This window comes from Mesorhizobium sp. M7A.F.Ca.MR.362.00.0.0 (assembly GCF_004023175.1).
In the GTDB taxonomy this organism is placed as follows: domain Bacteria; phylum Pseudomonadota; class Alphaproteobacteria; order Rhizobiales; family Rhizobiaceae; genus Mesorhizobium.
In genome coordinates this window covers 1-19,633 of sequence record NZ_RZTF01000054.1, presented here as the reverse complement: position 1 = coordinate 19,633, position 19,633 = coordinate 1, and the positions used below count along the sequence as shown (strand labels likewise).

Here is a 19,633-nt window from a genome sequence, read left to right as displayed (position 1 = left end):
AGCGCCGACGCCGAGATCGCTGTCGGACATCGACGCCGAGATTTGATCTCCTGGGAAGGGAACCCTGTCCTGCCGCCGACGTTACCGATCGCCTCTCACGCATGTCGCCAGCGACACTTGCGGCAATCATGGAGACGACCGTTGAATGACAAGATATTTCCCCGCCCCATCAGGCTGAAATTCGCGCCTGAGCGCGAGCGCATCATCCGCAGCGCCTGGGAAGGGCTGGAATGCCTCGGCGACTGGCCGTCTGGCCAGGGACGGCGCTACCGGGCGGCGTTGCGCAGTTGCCGCGATGCGCTGGATGGCTGGACGCCGGCGGAAAAAGCGATGCGGGCGATGATCGACGCCGCGCGCGAAGCAAAACTCCTCCAGTAGTTGGAAACAGGACATGTCCGAGCTCATTTTGCCCACACCGATGCGGATCAAGCCGCATGGGTCGGACACGATCCGCGACGTCGCCACGCTCAAGGATGCCAGCGAAATCCTGATCGACTGGCCGCAGGCCAAACGCGGCCCGTTCTACCAGGCGGCGCGCGAGAAGGTCGAAGCCGCATTGGAAAACAATGCAGGTGCTGCCGAAGCGCAGGAAGCGTTCGCAGCGCTCTGCAGCCACTCCGGCGTCTTGGTGCGATAGCGGTTTCAATGAAAAGAAGCAGGCGGGACATCGTGCCTCGCCTGCTTCACGCAAATCGTCCTGATCACCCGCAATAGTCGATCCGATTATTCCGCCGGAAGCTCGCCCTGTACGATCGGGTGTGAGGTTTCGAAGCCAAAACTCTTCGGCGCCAGCAGAATCAAGGCAATCACGATGGCAATCGAGGCAAGTAACGTGGCCGTTGTCGCAATATCTCTCACGATAATCTCTCCGAATTCCAAGTCGTGAGAGAAACGCTCCTGAGATAACGAGGTTCCATTAGCTTGCGCGACCAGCCAGCGGCGTTTATTGCTTCGGCGGCTGGGGCGGCACTTCACCCGGCTTGATCACCGGCGTCTTGCCTTCCTCGGGGGCCGGCGCCGCCATGCCCTGATCGCCCGTCGGGGGCGGTTTCAGCACGCCGCCGCAGTCGTTGAGCTTCGCGGTCAAATTGCCGTCATCGGCCTGCTGTCCAGGCTGCTGTTTTGCCCCTTGCTCGGTCTGAGCCCTGCATTTGTCGGCCTGCGGCGCCTGGCTGTCGTTCTGCTGCTGGGCCGCGGCCGGCACTGCCAGCGCCAGCATGAGGCCTAGTGGCATGATGGCGAGAGTTCTCATCACTGCCTCCTCCTTTCTTTCACGGCCGCCCGCGGCGACCTTCCTTTCAAAGGGACAACGCCTGTCGATGAAAAAGGTTGGCCGCCTCGCCGCGCGGCATTGCAACCAAACCCGTTTGCCGGCCGTTGCGCGTGCCGGAGGCGATCATGTTCGAAGGTTTTCAGGGCGCGGAAATCGACACCGGCGATGCCGGCATATTCTGCCTGCGCGCCGGCGGCGGGCCACCGCTGCTGTTGCTGCACGGCTTTCCGCAGACGCATCTGATGTGGCGCGACATCGCCCCCGCTCTGGCCAGCCGGTTCAGCGTCGTCTGCGCCGACCTGCGCGGCTATGGCGGCAGTTCGTGTCCGGCGTCCACTCCCGACCACGCCCCCTATGCCAAGCGCACCATGGCCGCCGATATGACGAGGCTGATGGAGAAGCTGGGTTTCAGCAGCTTCATGGTCGCCGGCCATGATCGCGGCGGGCGTGTCGCCTACCGCATGGCGCTCGATCATCGGGGCAGCATCGACAAGCTCGCCGTTCTCGACATCGTGCCGACCGCCGATGCCTGGGACCGGGCCGACGCCAGGCTGGCGCTGGGTTATTGGCCATGGTCGCTGCTGGCGCAGCCCGAGCCGTTGCCGGAAGAGATCCTGTCCGGCGCCGCCGAGGCGATCGTCGACAATGCGCTCAACGGCTGGGGCTCGCCGCCATCGGCGTTTCCAGCCGAAGTGCGTCAGGCCTATGTCGAGGCCTTGCGCGCGCCTGCCCACGCCCATGCCATCTGCGAGGAATATCGGGCGGCAGCCACGCTCGATCGCGAGCACGACCATGCCGACAAGGCAGCCGGCCGGCGCATTCGCTGCCCGCTGCTGGCGCTATGGAGCGGTCAGGGCGCGTTGGCGCAATGGTATGCCGGCGAAGGCGGGCCGCTGGCGCTGTGGCGCGGCTGGGCCGACGATGTGCGCGGCCAGGCGATGCCGGGCGGGCACTTCTTTCCCGAGGAGAACCCGGCGCGCACGGCCGATCTGCTGGCCGGCTTCTTCGGTGAAACCAGTCACGGCATCTCTCGGCGAACGGGATTACCTTCGCCCTCCCTTTGATCGGGCCGAGGCCCCCTCCTTCTCCGCCTTTGCCTGACTGCCTTCATCACCGGCGGCAAGGCCGGGCCCGCGTTCGAACCGGCGCAGAAAGCCGGCAACTATCAGCACGATCAGCGTGCCGAACCCGGCCACTTGCCAAAGACCCAGTCCGCAGGCGACGCCGATCGCGCCCGCCAGCCACATGCCGGCGCCGGTCGTCAGCCCATGCACCTCGCCGCGCGAAAACATGATCGAGCCGGCGGCGAGGAAAGCGACGCCGGCGGTCACCGCCTCGACCACCCGGATCGGATCGACCTTGACCGATTCCCCCGCGAACATCGGCGCGTGCACGATCTCGACCGTCAGGATGCCGAAGGTGGCGGCGGCGACGCAGACGAGGATATGCGTGCGAAGTCCGGCCGGGCGATTGCGCCATTCGCGTTCGAAACCGATGACCGCGCCATAGAGGGTGGCCAGCAACAGCCGCGCCGCGATGACCGGAAACGAGGTGTAGGTGGAATGGCCGAATTCCTCGACGAGCTGTTCCATGATGTCCCCTCCAAAAGCTTGACGCCACAACGCGGCCACCGGGTCGCGGTTCCTGAATCCACGGCCAGGTGCGGCAAGGATGCGGCCGCTTTTGAATACGCATCTGCCAAAGGGAGGTTGATGGAGCCAATCCTCAAGGCCTCAGGACGTTTCGGTTTCGGGCACGTCGGCGCCGAGCTGCGGAACGATGATCGAAGCCAGCGGCGCCGTCAGGGACCATTTGAGATGGCCCGGGCTGCGATCCAGCACCGCCAGGCCGTTCAGCGATTGCGGCGCGACCCGTTGCAGGACGACGGTGCCGAAACCCTTGCGCGTGCTTTCGTCCCGCCGCTCTCCCTCGCGCACCGGCATCGTCTCGTCCCAAACCAGATGAATTTCCCGCTTGTCAGAAACGCCTTCGACGATCCGCCAGGTGATCTCGAGCCGCCCGGCCTCGCTCGCCAGCGCGCCATATTTTGATGAGTTGGTGCCGAGCTCATGAAATGCCATGCCGAGATTCTGCACGGCGTTCGGCTGCAGGGTCAAAAGCGGCCCGGAGAGCGATACCCGCGCCTCGTGGCCGAACGGCTTGAGCTGCTCCTGGGCGAGGTCGAAGAGGCTGGCGCCGGCCCATTCCGAGTTCACCAGCAGATCGTGCGACCGCGACAGCGCCATGATGCGGGAGCGGATCAACTCCTCGAATTCACGCGGATCGGTCGAGCGTTTGCTGGTCTCCCTGATCATCGAGAGGATCACCGCGAACTGGTTCTTGACGCGATGGTTCACCTCGCGGAGCAAAAGCCTGATCCGGCGCTCGCTCTCCTTGCTGGCGGTGATGTCGCGGGCGATCTTCGAGGCGCCGATGATCTCGCCGGACGCGTTCCTGATCGGCGAAATGGTCAGCGACACGGCGATGAGGCCGCCATCCTTGCGCCGGCGGATCGTCTCGTAGCTGGCCAGCAGCTCGCCCCTGCGAACCCGGCTGATGATGTCGGTCTCTTCATCCTTGAGATGATCGGGGATGAGCATGAGCACGGAGCGGCCGACGGCCTCTTCGGCGGTGTAGCCGAACATGCGTTGCGCCGCCGCGTTCCAACTGGTGATGATGCTGTTCAGATCCTTGCTGACGATGGCGTCGAAGGACGAATCGACAATCGCCGCCAAACGCGCATCGGCGGTGATGGCGATCAAGGCATCACGGCCCGCCAAATCTGTCACTGTCGACCCCTTCTCCCTCATGCGCGGATTTCGCGCATGGCCACCAATGCGCCGCGGTGCGTTTTGGTTGCAATCGCCTCCAACATTCCTCCCAGGAACAGTCCGGGCAGTTCATGTCCGGAACCTTGCGCGCCTGCGCGAGTTGCACCCGACACCCCCATGGACGGCTCAATAAGGAGGCACACAATGAGCGACGGCAACAGCGATCTCGACCGGGTCTGGAAACTGATGGACAGGATCGGTTTCTGTATGCTCGCCACTCGCGAAGGCGATGACATCCGCTCGCGACCGATGGCGGCGCATGTGGTGCGCGACGAAAACGCCATCTACTTCCTCACCGATGTCGACAGTCACAAGGATGACGAGATCGAAGCCGAGCCCAATGTCGGCCTCGCCTTCGCCGATTCAGGCGGCCAGAAATATGTTTCCGTCAGCGGTCTGGCGGCGGTTTCGAACGACCGCGCCAAGATCAGGGAGTTGTGGTCGACCCCGGCCAAGGCCTGGTGGGACAGTGCCGATGATCCTTCGATCCGCGTGCTTAAGGTGACGCCGAAAGACGCCCAGTATTGGGACAGCCCCGGCACCGTGGTCAGCTATGTGAAGATGCTGGCCGCAACGGTCAGCGACAGCCGCCCGGAAATCGGTGACACCGGTAAGGTCAGGATGTAGCCGGACGGCGTTGAAAATCACGACATCAGTCAGATGTACGAATGCCGGCGGGTCCCATTTGACATATTGCTGGCGGCATACCGGCGCGGATCAGTCTGGCTCGGGAGGGTCAGGGGCATTCGGCACTGGATCGGCGTCAGTATCCCTTTGCGGACAGTCCTCATAGCTGTGGTCGCGCCCGCCGCAGAAAGAACAGCACATGGCCTCGCGATCCCCGTTTCCGGGCCGCCATTGCGGGGTTTCGTAGGGCTTCCTGCCATCCATCCCCAGCAATGCACGACGGACCATTTGGTTGCGCCGCCACAGACGGCCAGCCGGCGGTTGCGGAACCACCCGCCGGGATGCGAGTTTCGGCCGATATATCCATTCGAGGGAACAGCCATACCGATGCGCCGAATTGCCTTGATAACGGCAGCGATCCTGCTGGCCGCGACCGGCCTCGCCGAAGCCAGGCCTGACACCCGCACGATGAGTTGCGACCAACTCCGGCAACTGCTCCAAAGCCGCCATGCCGTGGTGCTGACCACCGGACCCAACACCTATGACCGCTATGTCAGGCAGTTCGGCAATGAATGCGACTGGCCGGAGGTGCCGATGTCGGCCTATGTCCCGACCCGTGACGGCAGCTGCCCGGTCTACCGCTGCGAGGAACCCGTCACCAACTTTCCGGACTGACACCGCGCTTCCAATCGGCTTTGCCGCCGCAGTGCGTTGATCCGGGCGCGCGAACCGGCTAGGGGTGGGGCGCAACGTGCATTTTCCCGCTTCGTCTAATGGTAGGACAGCGCCCTTTGAAGGCGTGAATCGAGGTTCGAGCCCTTGAGCGGGAACCAGCAACCAAGCGTTCGGCTGCTCAAAAGCTGCGCGCAGGGCTGGCCAGCCGGCATCAGCGTATTAGCGAACGCTTGTATTTCGCCCCAAGCAGGATCATCATCCGGACCGTCAGTGGCTTCAAGGGGTGCAGCGCCATGGAACTGAGTTGCTTTGACGGGGGCGTCCTTGCATCGACGATGTCCCTGAACGTCACGGCGGTTTTCATAATATTGACCGCATTTGCCGCATTTCGGCTGGTTGCAATGTCAGGCAAAGGTTCTGTCGACCAACTCCAGACGGCGTAGCCCGCAGGGGATCTCCGGTTCAGGAGAAGGCATATGGCCGCGAGAAAAGTGATAGCCGTGAAGGACTGGTCTTGCGGCATGAGCGACGAGCTCGGCCGCGTCGTCCTGACCATCAACCCGACCGAGGGTGAGCCCATCCTGGTTTTGATGACAATCTTCCAGGCGGCAAGGATAGCCGGGGAATTGCGGGCTCCGAAACTCGTCTCCATATCTCGGTGACGCAGCGCCCCTGGGCAAATCGGATCAAGCTCGCCGGGGCAGCCCCAACGCCCTCCCCAGCGAGCCCTGTTGCTCCGTTACGATGAACAATGGAGCAATTACTGCTTTACGGATCCGGGCGCCGTTAAGTTGCATCCGGCTCCTGAAACCATTTCGCGGACCCTGCGTTGACCACCGGGCCGACACAGGAGACATCTCATGACCGTCAACTGCCGCATATCGATCGACAACCGGCCGGAGGCCACGGACGCCGTTTTCCAGGCGGTTCCCCGGATCGGCGAAAGTGTTGCGCTGTCGATCGACGGAACCACGCAGGATCTGCGGGTATCGCGCGTCGTGCACGTCACCAATGGCAGCCTGGAAGGTGCCGCGATAATCGTCGAAGTGACGACCAATATCCTCTGAACCGAGAGTCTCGTCCCGGTACGCCAGCCGGCGCCGCGTCGCGGCAACCGCCGACCGGCCTGCGGGACCAGGGCGGCTCAGGCACGGTGAACCGCCCTACTCCTTGCCGCCGTCGGAAATGCCGTTGCCGCCGGCGGTTGGCAGGATGCCGAAGTCTTGCGACTTCGTCCCTTGCTCCGCCGTCAGGAAGCCATCCGAGGCAAGACCGCGCCGCAGCAATTCCCTCACGGCGGCCGAACGGCTCGGCATGCGCTTGTCGAAGCGCCAGTTTTCCAGCGCCGCCAGTTCGTCTGACGTCAGCATGATCTGCAACCGTTCCGGGCGTTCCAGTTCAGTCATCGCGCTTCCCTCGCTCAGCACCACGAATACGTAGAATGAGTATTCAACTTACTCAACTTATAATTAGGAAACCGCTCCTAGCGCGTCAAGACCTCGCGATGGGTGAACTGCTTGTCATGCTCATGAAGAGCCCGATGCGTATTCGGCGTAACACACACAGTTGCACAACTATACTAACTTATTGATTTGTTTGGATATTATTTAATTAGTGACTTGCCAAGCCCAAGCCCCTGCCGCATTGTGCAACCTGAACAGAAAACCATTCCCTTTGGGAGGTTTCGATGCGGTATGATTACTCGGCGCGACTGCGCGATGACGTCCGTTCAGCAGTCCAGGTCGCCTTCAGGAAGACCGGCATCGTCAGCATCACGGCGGTGGCGGAGCATGTGAGGGTCAGGAATCTGGCCGAAAACGTCGCCCTCGAGGACGTCGAATACCTTGTCTTCCAGGCAGCCCAGCTGATTGGCGCGGCAATTGAATTCGACGGGCTCACCAATTTCGACGGCGTAGCTGGTCTGTTCGTGGATGGCCTCGGTGGCGACGATGGTGAGCGCGTCAACGCCCAACTCGACAGACCTGGTGAGGCCACCCTGCAGTAAGGCAATTCCGGCTGAACGCGCATTTGTTCCGTGCCAGTCAGGGCGGCCTCCTCAAAAGGCCGCCCTGCTGTTTCCGTACCTTGGTGATGACCGGAGCCGTTCCGTCAGGCGGAGCCGGCGATTTGTGAGGCGAAGTCGCGATAGGGACGCAGCGGGCGGCCCAGAAGCGTGGTCAGGCGCTCGACGTCGCCGGCCTCGGGCAGCATGCCGTCGGTCAGGAACCGTTCGCCCATCAAGCGCATATCGTACGCCATCCAGGCAGGCAGGAACTGCTTGAGGTTCTGCTCGAAACCTTCGGTGTTGTCGCCGCCGTAGCTGATCGGGCGGGCAAGCACGTCGGACCAGATGGCGGCGATATCCGTCCCGGTCAGTGTCTGCGGACCGACGAGGTTGATCCGCTCGAGCGCAAGCGGCTCCGCGGACCGTTCGCGGCGCAGCAGCTCGAGAGCGGCGATCTCGGCGATATCACGCACGTCGACCATGGCGAGCCCCTTGGCGCCGACCGGCATTGTGTAGGTGCCGTAGCCGGTGATGACGTCTTCGATCATCAGGTCGTTCTGGATGAAATAGGCCGGGCGCAGGATCGTAGCCTGGAAGCCCATCTGCTCGATCATTCGCTCGACGCCGAATTTGCCGGCGAAATGCGGCACGTTCACATAGACGTCCGCATGGATCACCGAGAGATAGACGATCCGCTCGATGCCCGCCGATCGGGCGACGTTCAGCGCGACCAAAGCCTGGGTGAATTCGTCCGGCACCACGGCGTTCAAGAGGAACAGGGTGGAAACACCGGACATAGCTTTGCGCAGTGAATCGACATCGAGAAAGTCGCCTTGCGCGACCGATACGCCTGCCGGAAAGCTGGCTTTCGACGGATCGCGGACGAGAGCACGGACGTCGGCGCCGCGCTTGACGAGGTGTTCGACGACTTGGCGGCCAACATTGCCTGTGGCGCCGGTAACGAGAATGGTCATGGAATTTCTCCTGTTGGGTTGCTTGACAGGCCCAATATGTGTGGCTCACAAACAGTCAAACAGGCCGAAATTTTAGACGCGCCGTCTCACTGGTGGAACACTCATGGATCTTCTGGCCCTCACCGATTTCAACCTCGTTGCCCGCCATGGCGGTTTCGGCAAAGCGGCAAGGGCCACCGGCCGGCCCAAGGCAACCTTGTCGCGGCGGGTTGGAGACTTGGAGGGCAGCCTTGACCTGCGCCTGTTTGAACGGGGCGCGCGCAACCTGAAGCTGACCGAAGAAGGACGGGCGCTCTTCGAGCGGACGGGGGTATTGCTTGCCGAACTGGACGAGACGGCTGCGGAGATAGCCTCGGGCGGTCGGAAGCCCAAGGGCAGATTGCGTATCAGCGCGCCCCTGCTTTTTTCTCAGACCGCGATGGGGAGGATCGCCGCGGGATTTACCCTCAAATTTCCGGAGGTGAGGCTGGAGGTCACGACGGAGGACCGGGCTGTGGACATGATCGAGGAAGGCTACGACCTGGTGATCCGGGTCAACCCGGATCCCGACGAAAGCTTGGTCGGACGGGCGTTTCTCCGCGACCGGCTGGTCGTCGTGGCGAGCCCTCAACTTCCTCGCACCGGTGGTCCGGCCCCTGGCGTTGCGCGCGGGACAGGCGAACGGCAAATATGGCACGTGAAGACAGAGGCTGGCCGGTCGGCGATAGAAATCGAGCCGGTCCTCGCTTTGGGAACGCTCATTATGGTGCGCGATGCGGTGCGAGCGGGGGTCGGGGCAGCACGTCTTCCCATTTCGTTGGTGGCCCACGATTTAGCTGACGGCACACTGGTGAATTGGGGAGACATTGACGGCCCTGAGATCGCTCTGTGGACGCTCTACCCGTCTCGGCGGCTGCTCAGCCCGCGCGTGTCGGCTTTCCTGGACTTTCTGAAACAGGCCTTCCCGAACGGGACGCCGGACGAACTGGCCGCCTATATCGGCAGGTGATGCCCGGCCGCTTTCAGCGCACTGGGAGCCTGGGCAGCGTCACGTCACCTGCCAGCCTGCTTGGCAGAACATGCCGCGACCTCCGATCCACTCCTCGACAGAACCCGGCAAACAGGCCGATCGCGCCGGCAGGCGCCGTTTCGCGAACGATTGTTTTCGGTGTGGAACAAACTGGGTGCATAGAGGTTTTGGCCTCGCCGCACTCAGGAGGACGTGGTGAAGGCTCTGCGCAGTCTCCTTGCCGAACTGTCATCCAACTGGCTCAGGCGCCGCAAGGCGCAAGCGTCCAACACCGCTGGGAATGCCAAAGCCACGCCCAGCGTTGCGCCGCAGGCGTCAAACCAGCGTGCCACTCATAGGGCCAAGCCTCCGTCCACCCCCGATGTCGCCTCCAACATGTGAGCGAGCTGCAAAGGCCATGATGATGCTGAATCGCCTGACTACAGATCCACTTCTCCGCCTTTTCATCGGTATAATTGCCGGCACATTGGCTGGAGGCGGTGTCGGCGAAGTGGTCGGCAACCATATCATGGCCGATCCCCTTGTCGGCGCATCCATGGGCGCTTTTGTCGGCGCCGCGATTGCCGGAGTGATCCTGGCCGTCGAAGAATAGCGCCGCCGCATGGTGAGCAGCCATGGGGCGGCCGCGTCGTCTTCAAGCCATCGACATGCGGCCGAACACCCTGTGGGAATTGAGCGATCGGCTGCTATAATTCCTGGACCTTCCCGGAGAACGCCTGCCATGACCCTGAAAACACGCAAGCTCGGCAGCCAGGGGCTGCAGGTCTCGGCCATCGGCCTCGGCTGCATGGGCATGAGCCAGTCCTACGGGCCGGCCGACGAGGCCGAATCCATCGCCACGCTGCACCGCGCCATCGAACTCGGCTGCACCTTCCTCGACACCGCCGAGGTCTATGGCCCGTATACCAACGAGGCATTGCTCGGCCGGGCGTTGAAGGGCAAGCGCGGCCAGGTGACGATCGCCACCAAATTCGGCTTCCGCATCGAAAACGGCAAGCAGGCTGGAACCGACAGCCGGCCCGAGCATATTCGTGAGGTCGTGGAAGCCTCGCTCGGCCGCCTCGGAACCGACCATATCGACCTGCTCTACCAGCACCGCGTCGACCCGGCGGTGCCGATGGAGGATGTCGCGGGCGCCGTCGGCGAACTCGTCGCGCAAGGCAAGGTGCGCTTCTTCGGCCTGTCGGAGGCCGGCGCGGCCAACATCCGCCGGGCGCATGCCGCGCACCCGGTGTCAGCGGTGCAGAGCGAGTATTCGCTGTGGGAGCGCAATCTGGAGCCGGAGATCATCCCGCTGCTTGGCGAACTCGGCATCGGCCTGGTGCCGTTCTCGCCGCTCGGCCGAGGTTTTCTCACCGGCCAGGTCAAGCGCGCGGAAGACTATCCCGACGGCGATTATCGCCGCAACGACCCGCGCTACCAGGGCGAAAACTACGACGCCAATGTCGAGGCAGCCGCCAAGGTGCGCGACATCGCAGCAGCCAAAGACATCAAGCCCGGCCAGGTCGCGCTGGCATGGCTGCTGGCGAAGGGCGACGGCTTTGGCATCGACATCGTGCCGATCCCCGGCACCAAGCGCAGAAAATACCTGGAAGAGAACGTCGCCGCCGCCACAATCAAACTCGATGCCGCCGAGATGGCCGCGCTCGACGAAGCGCTTGCGCCGGGAAAAGTCTCCGGCCCGCGCTACACCGAGCGGGGCATGGCGATGGTCGACCGGTAGGGGGCGCCGCCCGTCTCGCTCTGAGGGCAATGCTCTCGCTCAACTCTTCGGCGGCAGCTGATGTCAAATCGGCTGTCGGCTCGGCTTTATCAGCCAATGTTTCAGCTGGCCGGTGGAGCGTTGATCGCAAATTGCGCAGCGAAAGCCCTGATGTAAGCAGGCCGAGCTTCACCGCGCGCTACATATGCAGCAAGGTTTTGATATTCGTCCAAAATGCCCGACATTCTTAGTCGCAGCAGCACCGATACCATCAACAGATCGCCCGCGCTGAATGCATCGTCGAGCCACTCGGCGGCGTCCAGACGAGCCGAGAGCCTGTCGAGACAAGCGCGAACACGATCCTTCACCAATGGCAAACGCTCCTCGCTCCAGGGCTTGTCAGCTTCGAATATCTTTGCCGTCGTTAATTCGAGGATCGGCGGCTCGACTGTGTTAAGTGCGGCAAACATCCACGTGATCGCACGCGCGCGGGCATCGCGATCGCCGGGCAGCAGGCCCGCGTGCTGCTCGGCAAGGTGAAGGATGATCGAGCCGGTCTCGAACAGTGAGAGAGAACCCTCCTCGTAGGTGGGGATCTGGCCGAAGGGATGGAGGGCCAGATGGTCCGGCGCCTTCATCTGCGCGAAGGAAACAAACCGAACCTCATAAGGCAGCCCTACCTCTTCGAGCGCCCAGCGAACGCGCGTATCGCGCGCCAGTCCCTTGCCGCGATCGGGCGATCGCTCAAATGCCGTGATGGTGATTGTCATCGCATCGTTCCTGATTGGGCGAATTCTTCGGCTCCCTATCGTGAAGACGAATGGGCCTCCCGGAAATCGACATCTGTGAACTATTTTCCGCAATTCGTGCCTGGCTTGTCGACCCCGACATTGCCGAAAAAGGCAAAGGCAGGGCCTAATCCGCCGCTGCCGCCGTAACCTTCTTGGACGCGGCCCGCTGTCGCCGCATGCGCCGTTTGGCGACGAGCTTGAGAGCGACCGGCGGCTCGTTTGACAGCGCGCCCAGCACGGCGTCGACCATGCCATGCGCCACGAAATCCGCGTTCAAGTCACGGGCCAGTTTGTCGGCCGTCTCCTTGTCCTCGCTGCCGGCCTCCGACCAGAACACGATTCCCACCCGAAGTGCGGCCTTCGCACGCTTCAGCCGGCGAACCAGAAAACGGGCGTGCTTGACGGAATCCCGGTTCAGGAATCCGACCACGACAGTGTCGACGGTTTCGAGCTCAAGGCGGCGAATGCTGGCGGGCTCCATATCCGCAAAGCCGGCTTTCGATACCGTCGCGCCCTGGACCTCCAGCACCTGCGCCAGCATCGCGGCGGCGGCGTCGTCGAGCTCGCCACGCCCACCGGCGCAAAGCACGGACATATCCGTTCCATCGGGCAGGTCGGTCTCGTCTTCCCCGTTGGGATCGCCATCGTCGCTCGCCTCTGCGGCCACGGGCGGCGCCTCCTCCTCGCCTGCCTCCTCCTGCGCGCTGTCGTCGAGATTGGCCACCAGCACCAGGGCACTGGCCGCCACCTGCCGCCTTTGCAAATCGCCCATGACGCCGCGCACACGGTCTTGTTCGCCCAGCAAAAGCGCCGGAATGGCAACCTTGTCGTAGAATTCGACCAGATATTTCTCCTCCAGCATCTCCTCGGCATGGTCGGTGGCTTCTTCCGGATCGCCGGCCAGAAGCCGCTGGTACAGGCGCGCATGGGGTTCGAGCACGGGCTCGTTGCCGAACAGCACGTCGAGGAATTCAAACTGCGGCACGTGTCTGCCCAGCACCACCAGGCAGACGGTGAGCGGTGTCGACAGGATCAGCCCGAGCGGCCCCCAGAGCCACGTCCAGAAAATCGCCGCGACGATGATCGCCAGCGGCGACAGTCCTGTCCGCGAACCGTAGAGCCAGGGTTCGATGATATTGCCGGTGATCAGCTCCATCACTACGAACAGGGCGGCGGTCCACAGCACGAGCGACCAGCCCGGCGCAACGGCCAGCGCCAGGAACAGCGGCAAAAGCATGCCGATGATCGGGCCGATATAGGGAACGAAACGCAGCGCCAGCGCCAGCAGCCCCCACAGCAGCGCATTGGGAATACCGAGGGCCCAGAGCCCGATCGCGATCGGTACGGCGTAGACGATGTTGACGACCAATTGCATCAAGAGATAGCGGCCCACCCGCTTGGCGGCATCCTGAAGCGCCTCGGTGGTGCGGTGGAGGTCGCCGTAGCCGACAAGCCGGATGAAGCGGTCGCGCAGATCCTCCCGCTCGAGCAGCATGAAGATGACGACGACGATGATCAGTCCGGCCGACCCAAGCGGGCTGATCAGCGGCCCGACGATATTCTGCAGGACCTGGAGCGGCCTTTCTCGGGCGACGATCTCGACAGGCACCGGCTCGCGCGGCGGCTTTTCCGGGGTGGCAGCCGGCAGCGAGGGGTCCTGCCTGTCGATCTCCTGGCCGACCCGTTCGACCACCTTGCTCAGTCTGGCAAGGATCCCGCCCCCGACCCCGGTTTCCTTGAGCGAGCGGATCTTGGTCAGGATGTTGGTCTGGTAGACCGGGATGTTCTGCGCCAGTTCGCTGACCTGCGTGGCGACGATGAAGGAGAACAGGCCAAGCGCCGCGAAAGCGCCGAGCACGCTGGCAATGACGGCGGCAATCCGGGGAATGCCGATTTTTTTAAGAGCTGAGACAAGCGGCGCCAGTGCGAAGGTCAGCAGCAGCGCGATCGCGATCGGCAGGAAAACCTCGCGCCCGAAATACAGTGCGGCCACCGTCGTGACGATGGCCGCCACATTGGGCAAAGAGGTTCGCGGATGGGGCGCGGCTGCTGAAAGGGCGTCCCCTAGCCCATCAGCCGGAGACGCCGTGCCGTTTCGACGATTGGCCACGTGATGCCTCCCCTGCCAAATGCCATGATCGGGCATATAGAGCGGACGTGCAACTTTAGCCAACGATGAAATACGCCTCGCTCACAGGCAATGATCCGGGCCGCATCGGCCGCTCTCGACCGATCGGATCAGCGCGCCGCATGCCTGGCCAGCGCGTGCTCGATCAGCACGTCGATGGTTTGGCTGTAGCCGATGCCTGAGGCGGCCAACGCCTTGGCGTACATCGAGATGTCGGTGAATCCGGGAATGGTGTTGACCTCGTTGACGAGCAGGCTGCCATCGGCGCGCAGGAAGAAATCGACGCGCGCCATGGCTTCGCAGCCGAGCGCCTGAAAAGCCTGACGCGCCATCTCCCTCGCTTTGTCGGCCACAGTGGCCGGGACATCAGCGGGCACCTTGACCAGCGCGCCGTCGGCATCGAGATATTTGGCCTCATAGGTGTAGAAGCCGTGCTTGCCGGCCGGAATGATCTCGCCGGGCAGCGACACCGTCAGCGACCCGCCGGCGCGCTCCAGCACCGAGAACTCGATCTCGCGGCCCTCGACGAATTCCTCGATCAACACTTTGCCGTCGTAGCGGAAAGCCGTGTCGATGGCCTGCTCGAAGCCATCCCTGTCATTCACCTTGCTGACCCCGAAGGACGAGCCCTGGCGCGCCGGCTTGGCGAAGAACGGCAGGCCGAGCTCCCCGGCAATCTCCTGGAAGGAATGCTTGCCGTTTCGATGCACGGTGACGGAGCGGGCAACCGCCAATCCCGCCTCGCGCATCAGCCGCTTGGCGACATCCTTGTCCATGGCGGCGGCCGAGGCGAGGATGCCGCAGCCGACATAGGCGACATCGGCGACCTCGGCATAGCCCTGCACCGAGCCGTCCTCGCCGAACGGCCCGTGCAGTACAGGAAACACGACGTCGATGGGAGGCAGGTCAGGCTGCGTACCATCCCGAGCCACAGCGACCAGCCGGCCCTTGCCGCCGGGCAACAATGCGACCTCGGCACCATCTTCGGATGCCGGCGCCCCTGCCGCGTCATCAAGTTGTTGCAGCAGCCATCTGCCGCTTTTGGTAATGGCGATCGGCACGATGTCGTAGCGCGTCCGGTCGATCGCCTTCAGCACATTGGCGGCCGAAAGGCGCGACACGTCATGCTCGGCCGAACGCCCGCCATAGAGGATGGCCACTCTTGTCTTACCGGTCATCGAAATCCCTCGACTCTCAAAAAAAATCAAATGGCGACGGCAATGCCGCGATTGGCGAAGAAGCGGTCGAAATCGGCCGGCGCCAACACTGCGTCTGCCTGTGTGGCGGGGTCATGGCCTGACGGGTTGTGGAAGCGGAAACCCTGATTGGATGCCGCGGTGACCAGCACCAGGTGACCGCCCTTCGAGGGCGGCTCGCGCTCGGGCCAGCGGATCGAACTGCTGACCGACGCGATGAAGAAGCGCATCCGCTGCATGATCGCCGGAATCTCCGCCGTCGCGACATTGGTCACCACCTCGGCCCGGAGTCCAAAAACCTCTTTCACGAAGCTGACGAAGGGCGCGTAGATCAGCCCCTTGATCGATCCCCCGTTGACGACATAGCCGCCATATAAGGTGCAGCGCCTGGCAAGCTCGATCGTCGGCACGATCTCGCCGCGGCTTGCCAGGATCATCTTAAGGCAGGCCATGCCGCAGATATTGGCCGCCCAGACCGCATATTCATCGAGTGTTTCCGCGCCCGATCCCCGCCACAGCGGATCGCGCCTGAGGGCAACATCCGCGCCGTCGGCGAGCACGTCCAGCGTCATATCTGGCGTCTCCCACTGGCTGAAAAACGGCACGGTTTCAGGCAGTGGACTCATACGGGCTCCTCGGCGGTTGACTCCATCTCGTATACGAGGATACGAGATGGATGAAAAGCCGCTTAGGCCCGTTTAGGTGTGGCGAGCCGCGCGCCGCCGCCTACTCGGCCTTCGTCCAACCGAAAACCAGCCATGCATATTTCGATTTTTCGTCGGGTTCGACAGTGTAGGTCATCTGCATGTCGCCGTCCTTGGCGTAGATATCCAGCCGGGGCGCCGTCTCCAGCTTGAGCCACGCCGAACTGTTGCTGAAGGACCAGGTTCCGCACCAGACGCAAGGCCCCGACGTCGGATCACCCGGCTGATGAAAGTTGTAGCGGCCGTCCGCCGTGATCTCCAGATAGTCGAACGCGCCGTAAAACGCGGTCACCGTCTGCTGGAATTCATTGGCGGCCGCTTCCTGTTCCGGTGTCGGCGCATCCTTCATATCGCGCGGCGGCCGGATGGCTCCGCCGTTGAGTTTCCATTTGCCGACAAAATCCTTCTGGGTCGGAAGATATTCCTCCTGCGCCTGCGCCGATGAAACATAAGCAAAAGGTGATATACTTGTGAGGCCCACGGCCCCGATCGCAAATAAAAGCGTGGCGGCACAGATCGCCCTTGTTGGGTTTTGCATAAAAGATATATCTCCACGGAGGTAAGGGGAGTTCTATTGAGGATTTTGCAGCGCACGTTGCTTCGATGCCGATTCCCGCCCGCCATTTGCACGGTTAGCATCGTGGCCATCAATCTGGCAACGCAAGGAAGCCTCTCTCCAGCATCGCCCATGCGCCCGCGATCCCGGCCGGCTGAATATCGGCAGCTTAGAAGGTGATCTTCACCGAAGCGGCGCTGCGACTATGCGGACCATGATGGACGGCCTCGATGTTGTTGCCGTCGGGATCGAGCAGGAAGGCGGCGTAATAGCCAGGATGATAGGGCCGTTCGCCCGGCGCGCCATTGTCCGTGCCGCCAGCCGCCAGTCCGGCCTTGTAGAAGGCGTCGACCATGGCGTGGTCCCTTGCCTGGAAAGCCAGGTGATGGCGACCGGTGAGTTTTCCCTGGGCGGCCCGGCTGTCGGCAGTGGAGACAAACAGCTCGTCGGCCCAGAAAAAATCGTCGCCGCTCCCACCGATCGGAACATCGATCGCCTGCAGGACCGCCTCGTAGAAACGCCGGCTGGCCGCGAGATCCCTGACCACCAGTTGGATGTGGTCGATGAGCCGGCCGCGATGCAATTCCTGGGTTTCCATAAAGATGCCTCCTCGTGAGGTTCGAATTTAGGTTCGGACAGGGCGTCGTCAATGCGGATACTTGTTCTATCCAGCAAACAAAAAGCCCGCCGGGAGGGGATCCGGCGGGCCTTTGGAAAGCATGTCTAGCCTTCAGGGGTCTGAGGGGGGATCAGACCTGGTAAGAACCTTTGTTGGCCGCGGAGGTTCCACCCGAACAAAAAATTGCCGATGGCCCGTCGAAACCGCGGAAGCGGTGGAGGCGATTTCTTCGCGAGAGCACTCACAGTTTGGAACTTTCCGCTCACAACCGGGTTGGGTGCCCCGGTGGGAGGAATTGCTATTGGATAGTTTTCAGAGGCTCGAAGCGCTGGTCGACAGCGCCGGTATCGAGGATATCGAGGAAGCAACCGTTCTGCTGCGCCGGTTCAAGGGCAGGTCGCGCGAGGTCGCGGCAGCCATAGATGAGTTCATGCTCGATTTCATGACGTTGGTCTTCGTCGTCGAAAGCGGCGAAGAAGGTTTCGAAAAGCCGGTCCGCAAACTCGCTCGCACCAGGCTTTCAAAGCTTGAGCGGATGGTGACTGTGATGGCGGAGGAAAAGCCGGCCTCCGGCGCCGGCCTATCCCTTCAGGATGGCGGCTAGCCTTGGAATGCCTTCGCTCACCGCGCGCCGGTCGGCGAGCGTGAAGGACAGCCGCAGCGTGTTGCGCCCGGTGCCGTCGGCATAAAAGGCGCTGCCCGGCACGAAGGCCACCCGCGCTTCTTTCACCGACCGCGCCAGAAGCTCGGTGGCGTCGGCCCCTTCCGGCAACGTTACCCAGACGAACATGCCGCCTTCCGGGCGGCTCCAGGTCACGCCTTCCGGCATATTGGATTCCAGTGCCGAGAGCAGCCCGTCGCGGCGCTCGCGATAGGCGCCGATAAGTTTTTCCACCTGGCCGTCGGAGACGGCTTCGGCGACACGATGCATCACCACCTGGTTGATCGACGGGCTGTGCAGGTCCGAGGCCTGCTTCATCAGCACCAGTTTCTCGACGATGTGGCGCGGGGCGCAAACCCAGCCGACGCGCATGCCCGGCGACAGTATCTTCGAGAACGAGCCGCAATAGAGCGTGCGCGCCTTGTCGATGCCGCCGGACCTGATGCAGTCGAGCGCCAGGATCGGCGGCTCGCCTTCGCCGTCATAGCGCAGCGCGCGATAGGCGGCATCCTCGATGACGGCGATGTCGAGTTCGCCGGCAAGGTCGAGCACCGCCTCGCGCTGCTCACGGTTCAGCGTGTTGCCGGTCGGGTTGGCGAAATCCGGCACCAGATAGGCGAATTTGGCCTTGCCGCCATTTGCTGCCGCCGCCGCGCGATAGGCATCGGGCGTCATGTTGCCGCCGGCCGGGGTCAGCCGGTCGTAGCGAGGCTCATAGGCGTTGAAAGCCTGCAGCGCGCCGAGATAGGTCGGCCATGTCACCAGCGCGGTATCGCCCGGCGACAGGAACAGTTTGCCGAGATAGTCCAGCGCCTGCTGGGAGCCGGAGGTGATGAAGATATTGGCCTCGTCACAGGCGACGCCGAGCTTGCCCATCTGCCCGGCGAGCCAGCGCCGCAACGGCAGGTAGCCTTCCGAGACCTGGTACTGCAGCGCCGCACCCGCCTCCGCGCCGCCCAGCACCGAAGCATAGGCGTCGCGGATCGCCTCGGCCGGGAACAGCGCCGGGTCGGGAATACCGCCGGCGAACGAGATGATGTCCGGCTGGTCGAGCAGCTTTAGGAGCTCGCGGATTTCGGACGCTTTCATGCGCGACGAGCGCGAAGCCAACAGATTCATAAGGGTCACGACACGCCTCCCCAGACGCTGCAATATAGGTCAACTTGGCTGACCTATATCAATCTTTGCCGGCGCTTTGAATAGGGCCTGAAAGCCGTCCGCTATGCGCCAGCCGCTGTCCGGGCGGGAAACTACAAGGTCTTCTTGTAGCCGAGATGGCTGCCAGTGAAGCCGAGGCTCTCATAGAAGCGGTGCGCGTCCGCGCGCGACCTGTCGGTGGTCAACTGGACGAGGCCGCAGCCGCGCACCCGGCACGCATCGATCGCCCATTCGATCATCAGCCTGCCGACGCCCCGAGCGCCGGTGGCCGGCAACCCGAACCGCCTCGATCTGCCCGCGCCACGCGCCCTTGTGCGAGAGCCCGGCAAGGAAAGAAATCTGCAAGGTGCCGATCACCTCGCCGCCCTCGACAGCCACCGCCAGCAGTTGATTGGGATCGGCGTCGATGGCGTTGAAAGCATCGACATAGCCTTGCGCCAGCGGCAAGGAAGCGTCCTCGCGGCCGGCGCCAAGCGGATCGTCGGCCAGCATCGCGACGATATCAGGCAGGTCGGAGGCCTGCGCACGACGGAAGGTGATCATGGTGTCGAGATATCGCGAGGCACTGGTGGCCGCAAGATTTGAATACGCTCTCCACAGGGCGCTGGTGCCGCCCCTCATCTGCCTGCCGGCATCTTCTCCCCGTATAGTGACGGGGAGAAGGACGCTGTGTCAGATGATTTCGCCAAATCGCCAGCGTCGCAGAAAAAGCGCCAACGTGGCG

25 protein-coding genes, 1 tRNA gene and 1 pseudogene are annotated in these 19,633 nt (G+C 63.1%); 13 read left to right on the top strand and 14 right to left on the bottom strand.

Going from position 1 to position 19,633, the window contains the following annotated elements:
* Positions 1–141: 141 nt before the first annotated feature.
* On the top strand, positions 142–378 hold the full coding sequence (locus EOC06_RS10310; RefSeq protein WP_128307680.1) for a DUF982 domain-containing protein: 237 nt from the start codon (positions 142–144) through the stop codon (positions 376–378).
* A 13-nt stretch (positions 379–391) separates the two neighbouring features.
* Positions 392–637 (top strand): DUF982 domain-containing protein, encoded by a 246-nt coding sequence (locus EOC06_RS10305; RefSeq protein WP_128307679.1) that lies wholly within the window; start codon positions 392–394, stop codon positions 635–637.
* An 86-nt stretch (positions 638–723) separates the two neighbouring features.
* Here EOC06_RS10305 and EOC06_RS44805 read toward each other — a convergent pair whose 3' ends face one another.
* Both EOC06_RS44805 and EOC06_RS10300 read right to left on the bottom strand, forming a co-directional pair.
* Positions 724–858 (bottom strand): hypothetical protein, encoded by a 135-nt coding sequence (locus tag EOC06_RS44805; RefSeq protein WP_281035303.1) that lies wholly within the window; start codon positions 856–858, stop codon positions 724–726.
* Between the two features lie 85 nt (positions 859–943).
* On the bottom strand, positions 944–1,252 hold the full coding sequence (locus EOC06_RS10300; protein WP_128307678.1) for a hypothetical protein: 309 nt from the start codon (positions 1,250–1,252) through the stop codon (positions 944–946).
* A 146-nt stretch (positions 1,253–1,398) separates the two neighbouring features.
* On the opposite strand from EOC06_RS10300, the gene EOC06_RS10295 reads away from it, so the two are divergent.
* Positions 1,399–2,337 carry an alpha/beta fold hydrolase gene (locus tag EOC06_RS10295; protein WP_206631174.1) on the top strand — a complete coding sequence of 313 codons (939 nt, stop codon included), beginning with the start codon at positions 1,399–1,401 and terminating at the stop codon, positions 2,335–2,337.
* Here EOC06_RS10295 and EOC06_RS10290 read toward each other — a convergent pair.
* Positions 2,317–2,865 carry an MgtC/SapB family protein gene (locus EOC06_RS10290; RefSeq protein ID WP_127271137.1) on the bottom strand — a complete coding sequence of 183 codons (549 nt, stop codon included), beginning with the start codon at positions 2,863–2,865 and terminating at the stop codon, positions 2,317–2,319. The genes EOC06_RS10295 and EOC06_RS10290 overlap by 21 nt on opposite strands.
* A 141-nt stretch (positions 2,866–3,006) precedes the next feature.
* On the bottom strand, positions 3,007–4,062 hold the full coding sequence (locus EOC06_RS10285; RefSeq protein WP_127269200.1) for a PAS domain S-box protein: 1,056 nt from the start codon (positions 4,060–4,062) through the stop codon (positions 3,007–3,009).
* A 186-nt stretch (positions 4,063–4,248) separates the two neighbouring features.
* On the opposite strand from EOC06_RS10285, the gene EOC06_RS10280 reads away from it, so the two are divergent.
* The 5 genes from EOC06_RS10280 (at position 4,249) to EOC06_RS10260 (ending at position 6,473) form a co-directional block, all read left to right on the top strand.
* Positions 4,249–4,731, top strand: a complete 483-nt coding sequence (locus EOC06_RS10280; protein WP_128307677.1) for a pyridoxamine 5'-phosphate oxidase family protein — start codon at positions 4,249–4,251, stop codon at positions 4,729–4,731.
* Positions 4,732–5,118: 387 nt separating this feature from the next.
* Complete coding sequence (locus EOC06_RS10275) at positions 5,119–5,406, top strand: hypothetical protein (protein WP_164898529.1); 288 nt, start codon at positions 5,119–5,121, stop codon at positions 5,404–5,406.
* Between the two features lie 84 nt (positions 5,407–5,490).
* Positions 5,491–5,564, top strand: a tRNA-Gln gene (locus EOC06_RS10270).
* Positions 5,565–5,882: 318 nt separating this feature from the next.
* Positions 5,883–6,068: a hypothetical protein gene (locus EOC06_RS10265; protein ID WP_128307676.1), complete on the top strand. Its 186-nt coding sequence runs from the start codon at positions 5,883–5,885 to the stop codon at positions 6,066–6,068.
* A gap of 198 nt (positions 6,069–6,266) precedes the next feature.
* Positions 6,267–6,473, top strand: coding sequence for a hypothetical protein (locus tag EOC06_RS10260; RefSeq protein ID WP_127331684.1), 207 nt, complete (start codon positions 6,267–6,269; stop codon positions 6,471–6,473).
* A gap of 96 nt (positions 6,474–6,569) precedes the next feature.
* Here EOC06_RS10260 and EOC06_RS10255 read toward each other — a convergent pair whose 3' ends face one another.
* On the bottom strand, positions 6,570–6,812 hold the full coding sequence (locus EOC06_RS10255; RefSeq protein ID WP_127269195.1) for a hypothetical protein: 243 nt from the start codon (positions 6,810–6,812) through the stop codon (positions 6,570–6,572).
* Positions 6,813–7,093: 281 nt separating this feature from the next.
* Between EOC06_RS10255 and EOC06_RS10250 the strand changes: the two genes are divergently transcribed.
* A complete protein-coding gene (locus tag EOC06_RS10250; RefSeq protein WP_127269194.1) occupies positions 7,094–7,411 on the top strand; it encodes a hypothetical protein in 318 nt (105 codons plus the stop codon).
* Between the two features lie 104 nt (positions 7,412–7,515).
* On the opposite strand, the gene EOC06_RS10245 is transcribed toward EOC06_RS10250, so the two are convergent.
* Positions 7,516–8,385, bottom strand: a complete 870-nt coding sequence (locus EOC06_RS10245; RefSeq protein ID WP_127331680.1) for an SDR family oxidoreductase — start codon at positions 8,383–8,385, stop codon at positions 7,516–7,518.
* Positions 8,386–8,488: 103 nt separating this feature from the next.
* On the opposite strand from EOC06_RS10245, the gene EOC06_RS10240 reads away from it, so the two are divergent.
* The 3 genes from EOC06_RS10240 (at position 8,489) to EOC06_RS10225 (ending at position 11,117) form a co-directional block, all read left to right on the top strand.
* The gene (locus EOC06_RS10240) at positions 8,489–9,373 is read left to right on the top strand and encodes a LysR family transcriptional regulator (RefSeq protein ID WP_128307675.1); all 885 of its coding nucleotides are present in this window, start codon (positions 8,489–8,491) and stop codon (positions 9,371–9,373) included.
* A gap of 418 nt (positions 9,374–9,791) precedes the next feature.
* Entirely contained in the window at positions 9,792–9,986 is a 195-nt protein-coding gene (locus tag EOC06_RS10230; RefSeq protein ID WP_128307673.1) for a hypothetical protein, read from the top strand.
* Between the two features lie 129 nt (positions 9,987–10,115).
* Positions 10,116–11,117, top strand: a complete 1,002-nt coding sequence (locus EOC06_RS10225) for an aldo/keto reductase (protein WP_128307672.1) — start codon at positions 10,116–10,118, stop codon at positions 11,115–11,117.
* A 101-nt stretch (positions 11,118–11,218) separates the two neighbouring features.
* On the opposite strand, the gene EOC06_RS10220 is transcribed toward EOC06_RS10225, so the two are convergent.
* From EOC06_RS10220 to EOC06_RS10195, 6 genes are all read right to left on the bottom strand, one after another.
* Positions 11,219–11,866, bottom strand: coding sequence for a glutathione S-transferase family protein (locus tag EOC06_RS10220; RefSeq protein ID WP_127271145.1), 648 nt, complete (start codon positions 11,864–11,866; stop codon positions 11,219–11,221).
* A gap of 145 nt (positions 11,867–12,011) precedes the next feature.
* Positions 12,012–13,997 (bottom strand): AI-2E family transporter, encoded by a 1,986-nt coding sequence (locus tag EOC06_RS10215; protein WP_128307671.1) that lies wholly within the window; start codon positions 13,995–13,997, stop codon positions 12,012–12,014.
* A gap of 128 nt (positions 13,998–14,125) precedes the next feature.
* The gene (locus EOC06_RS10210) at positions 14,126–15,193 is read right to left on the bottom strand and encodes a D-alanine--D-alanine ligase family protein (protein WP_128307670.1); all 1,068 of its coding nucleotides are present in this window, start codon (positions 15,191–15,193) and stop codon (positions 14,126–14,128) included.
* 26 nt (positions 15,194–15,219) lie between these two features.
* Complete coding sequence (locus EOC06_RS10205) at positions 15,220–15,837, bottom strand: hypothetical protein (RefSeq protein ID WP_128307669.1); 618 nt, start codon at positions 15,835–15,837, stop codon at positions 15,220–15,222.
* Positions 15,838–15,937: 100 nt separating this feature from the next.
* A complete protein-coding gene (locus EOC06_RS10200) occupies positions 15,938–16,453 on the bottom strand; it encodes a hypothetical protein (RefSeq protein ID WP_127319408.1) in 516 nt (171 codons plus the stop codon).
* A 187-nt stretch (positions 16,454–16,640) separates the two neighbouring features.
* Positions 16,641–17,069: a VOC family protein gene (locus EOC06_RS10195; RefSeq protein ID WP_128307668.1), complete on the bottom strand. Its 429-nt coding sequence runs from the start codon at positions 17,067–17,069 to the stop codon at positions 16,641–16,643.
* A gap of 322 nt (positions 17,070–17,391) precedes the next feature.
* Between EOC06_RS10195 and EOC06_RS10190 the strand changes: the two genes are divergently transcribed.
* Positions 17,392–17,694 (top strand): hypothetical protein, encoded by a 303-nt coding sequence (locus EOC06_RS10190; protein ID WP_245469453.1) that lies wholly within the window; start codon positions 17,392–17,394, stop codon positions 17,692–17,694.
* On the opposite strand, the gene EOC06_RS10185 is transcribed toward EOC06_RS10190, so the two are convergent.
* Together EOC06_RS10185 and EOC06_RS10180 are read right to left on the bottom strand one after the other, a co-directional pair.
* Positions 17,671–18,870, bottom strand: coding sequence for a PLP-dependent aminotransferase family protein (locus EOC06_RS10185; protein ID WP_206631175.1), 1,200 nt, complete (start codon positions 18,868–18,870; stop codon positions 17,671–17,673). The two genes, EOC06_RS10190 and EOC06_RS10185, sit on opposite strands and share 24 nt — an antisense overlap.
* Before the next feature lie 131 nt (positions 18,871–19,001).
* A pseudogene (locus tag EOC06_RS10180) lies at positions 19,002–19,452 on the bottom strand (N-acetyltransferase family protein).
* Between the last annotated feature and the right edge of the window lie 181 nt (positions 19,453–19,633).

Excerpts from the sequence above, each read along its gene's own strand:
- EOC06_RS10205 (WP_128307669.1), bottom strand. The coding sequence starts at position 15,837 with ATGAGTCCACTGCCTGAAACCGTGCCGTTTTTCAGCCAGTGGGAGACG.
- EOC06_RS10290 (WP_127271137.1), bottom strand. The coding sequence starts at position 2,865 with ATGGAACAGCTCGTCGAGGAATTCGGCCATTCCACCTACACCTCGTTT.
- EOC06_RS10260 (WP_127331684.1), top strand. The coding sequence starts at position 6,267 with ATGACCGTCAACTGCCGCATATCGATCGACAACCGGCCGGAGGCCACG.
- EOC06_RS10265 (WP_128307676.1), top strand. The coding sequence starts at position 5,883 with ATGGCCGCGAGAAAAGTGATAGCCGTGAAGGACTGGTCTTGCGGCATG.
- EOC06_RS10195 (WP_128307668.1), bottom strand. The coding sequence starts at position 17,069 with ATGGAAACCCAGGAATTGCATCGCGGCCGGCTCATCGACCACATCCAA.
- EOC06_RS10255 (WP_127269195.1), bottom strand. The coding sequence starts at position 6,812 with ATGACTGAACTGGAACGCCCGGAACGGTTGCAGATCATGCTGACGTCA.
- EOC06_RS10220 (WP_127271145.1), bottom strand. The coding sequence starts at position 11,866 with ATGACAATCACCATCACGGCATTTGAGCGATCGCCCGATCGCGGCAAG.
- EOC06_RS10300 (WP_128307678.1), bottom strand. The coding sequence starts at position 1,252 with ATGAGAACTCTCGCCATCATGCCACTAGGCCTCATGCTGGCGCTGGCA.
- EOC06_RS10225 (WP_128307672.1), top strand. The coding sequence starts at position 10,116 with ATGACCCTGAAAACACGCAAGCTCGGCAGCCAGGGGCTGCAGGTCTCG.
- EOC06_RS10295 (WP_206631174.1), top strand. The coding sequence starts at position 1,399 with ATGTTCGAAGGTTTTCAGGGCGCGGAAATCGACACCGGCGATGCCGGC.
- EOC06_RS10250 (WP_127269194.1), top strand. The coding sequence starts at position 7,094 with ATGCGGTATGATTACTCGGCGCGACTGCGCGATGACGTCCGTTCAGCA.
- EOC06_RS10305 (WP_128307679.1), top strand. The coding sequence starts at position 392 with ATGTCCGAGCTCATTTTGCCCACACCGATGCGGATCAAGCCGCATGGG.
- EOC06_RS10240 (WP_128307675.1), top strand. The coding sequence starts at position 8,489 with ATGGATCTTCTGGCCCTCACCGATTTCAACCTCGTTGCCCGCCATGGC.
- EOC06_RS10280 (WP_128307677.1), top strand. The coding sequence starts at position 4,249 with ATGAGCGACGGCAACAGCGATCTCGACCGGGTCTGGAAACTGATGGAC.
- EOC06_RS10275 (WP_164898529.1), top strand. The coding sequence starts at position 5,119 with ATGCGCCGAATTGCCTTGATAACGGCAGCGATCCTGCTGGCCGCGACC.
- EOC06_RS10230 (WP_128307673.1), top strand. The coding sequence starts at position 9,792 with ATGATGATGCTGAATCGCCTGACTACAGATCCACTTCTCCGCCTTTTC.
- EOC06_RS10185 (WP_206631175.1), bottom strand. The coding sequence starts at position 18,870 with ATGAATCTGTTGGCTTCGCGCTCGTCGCGCATGAAAGCGTCCGAAATC.
- EOC06_RS10210 (WP_128307670.1), bottom strand. The coding sequence starts at position 15,193 with ATGACCGGTAAGACAAGAGTGGCCATCCTCTATGGCGGGCGTTCGGCC.
- EOC06_RS10245 (WP_127331680.1), bottom strand. The coding sequence starts at position 8,385 with ATGACCATTCTCGTTACCGGCGCCACAGGCAATGTTGGCCGCCAAGTC.
- EOC06_RS10200 (WP_127319408.1), bottom strand. The coding sequence starts at position 16,453 with ATGCAAAACCCAACAAGGGCGATCTGTGCCGCCACGCTTTTATTTGCG.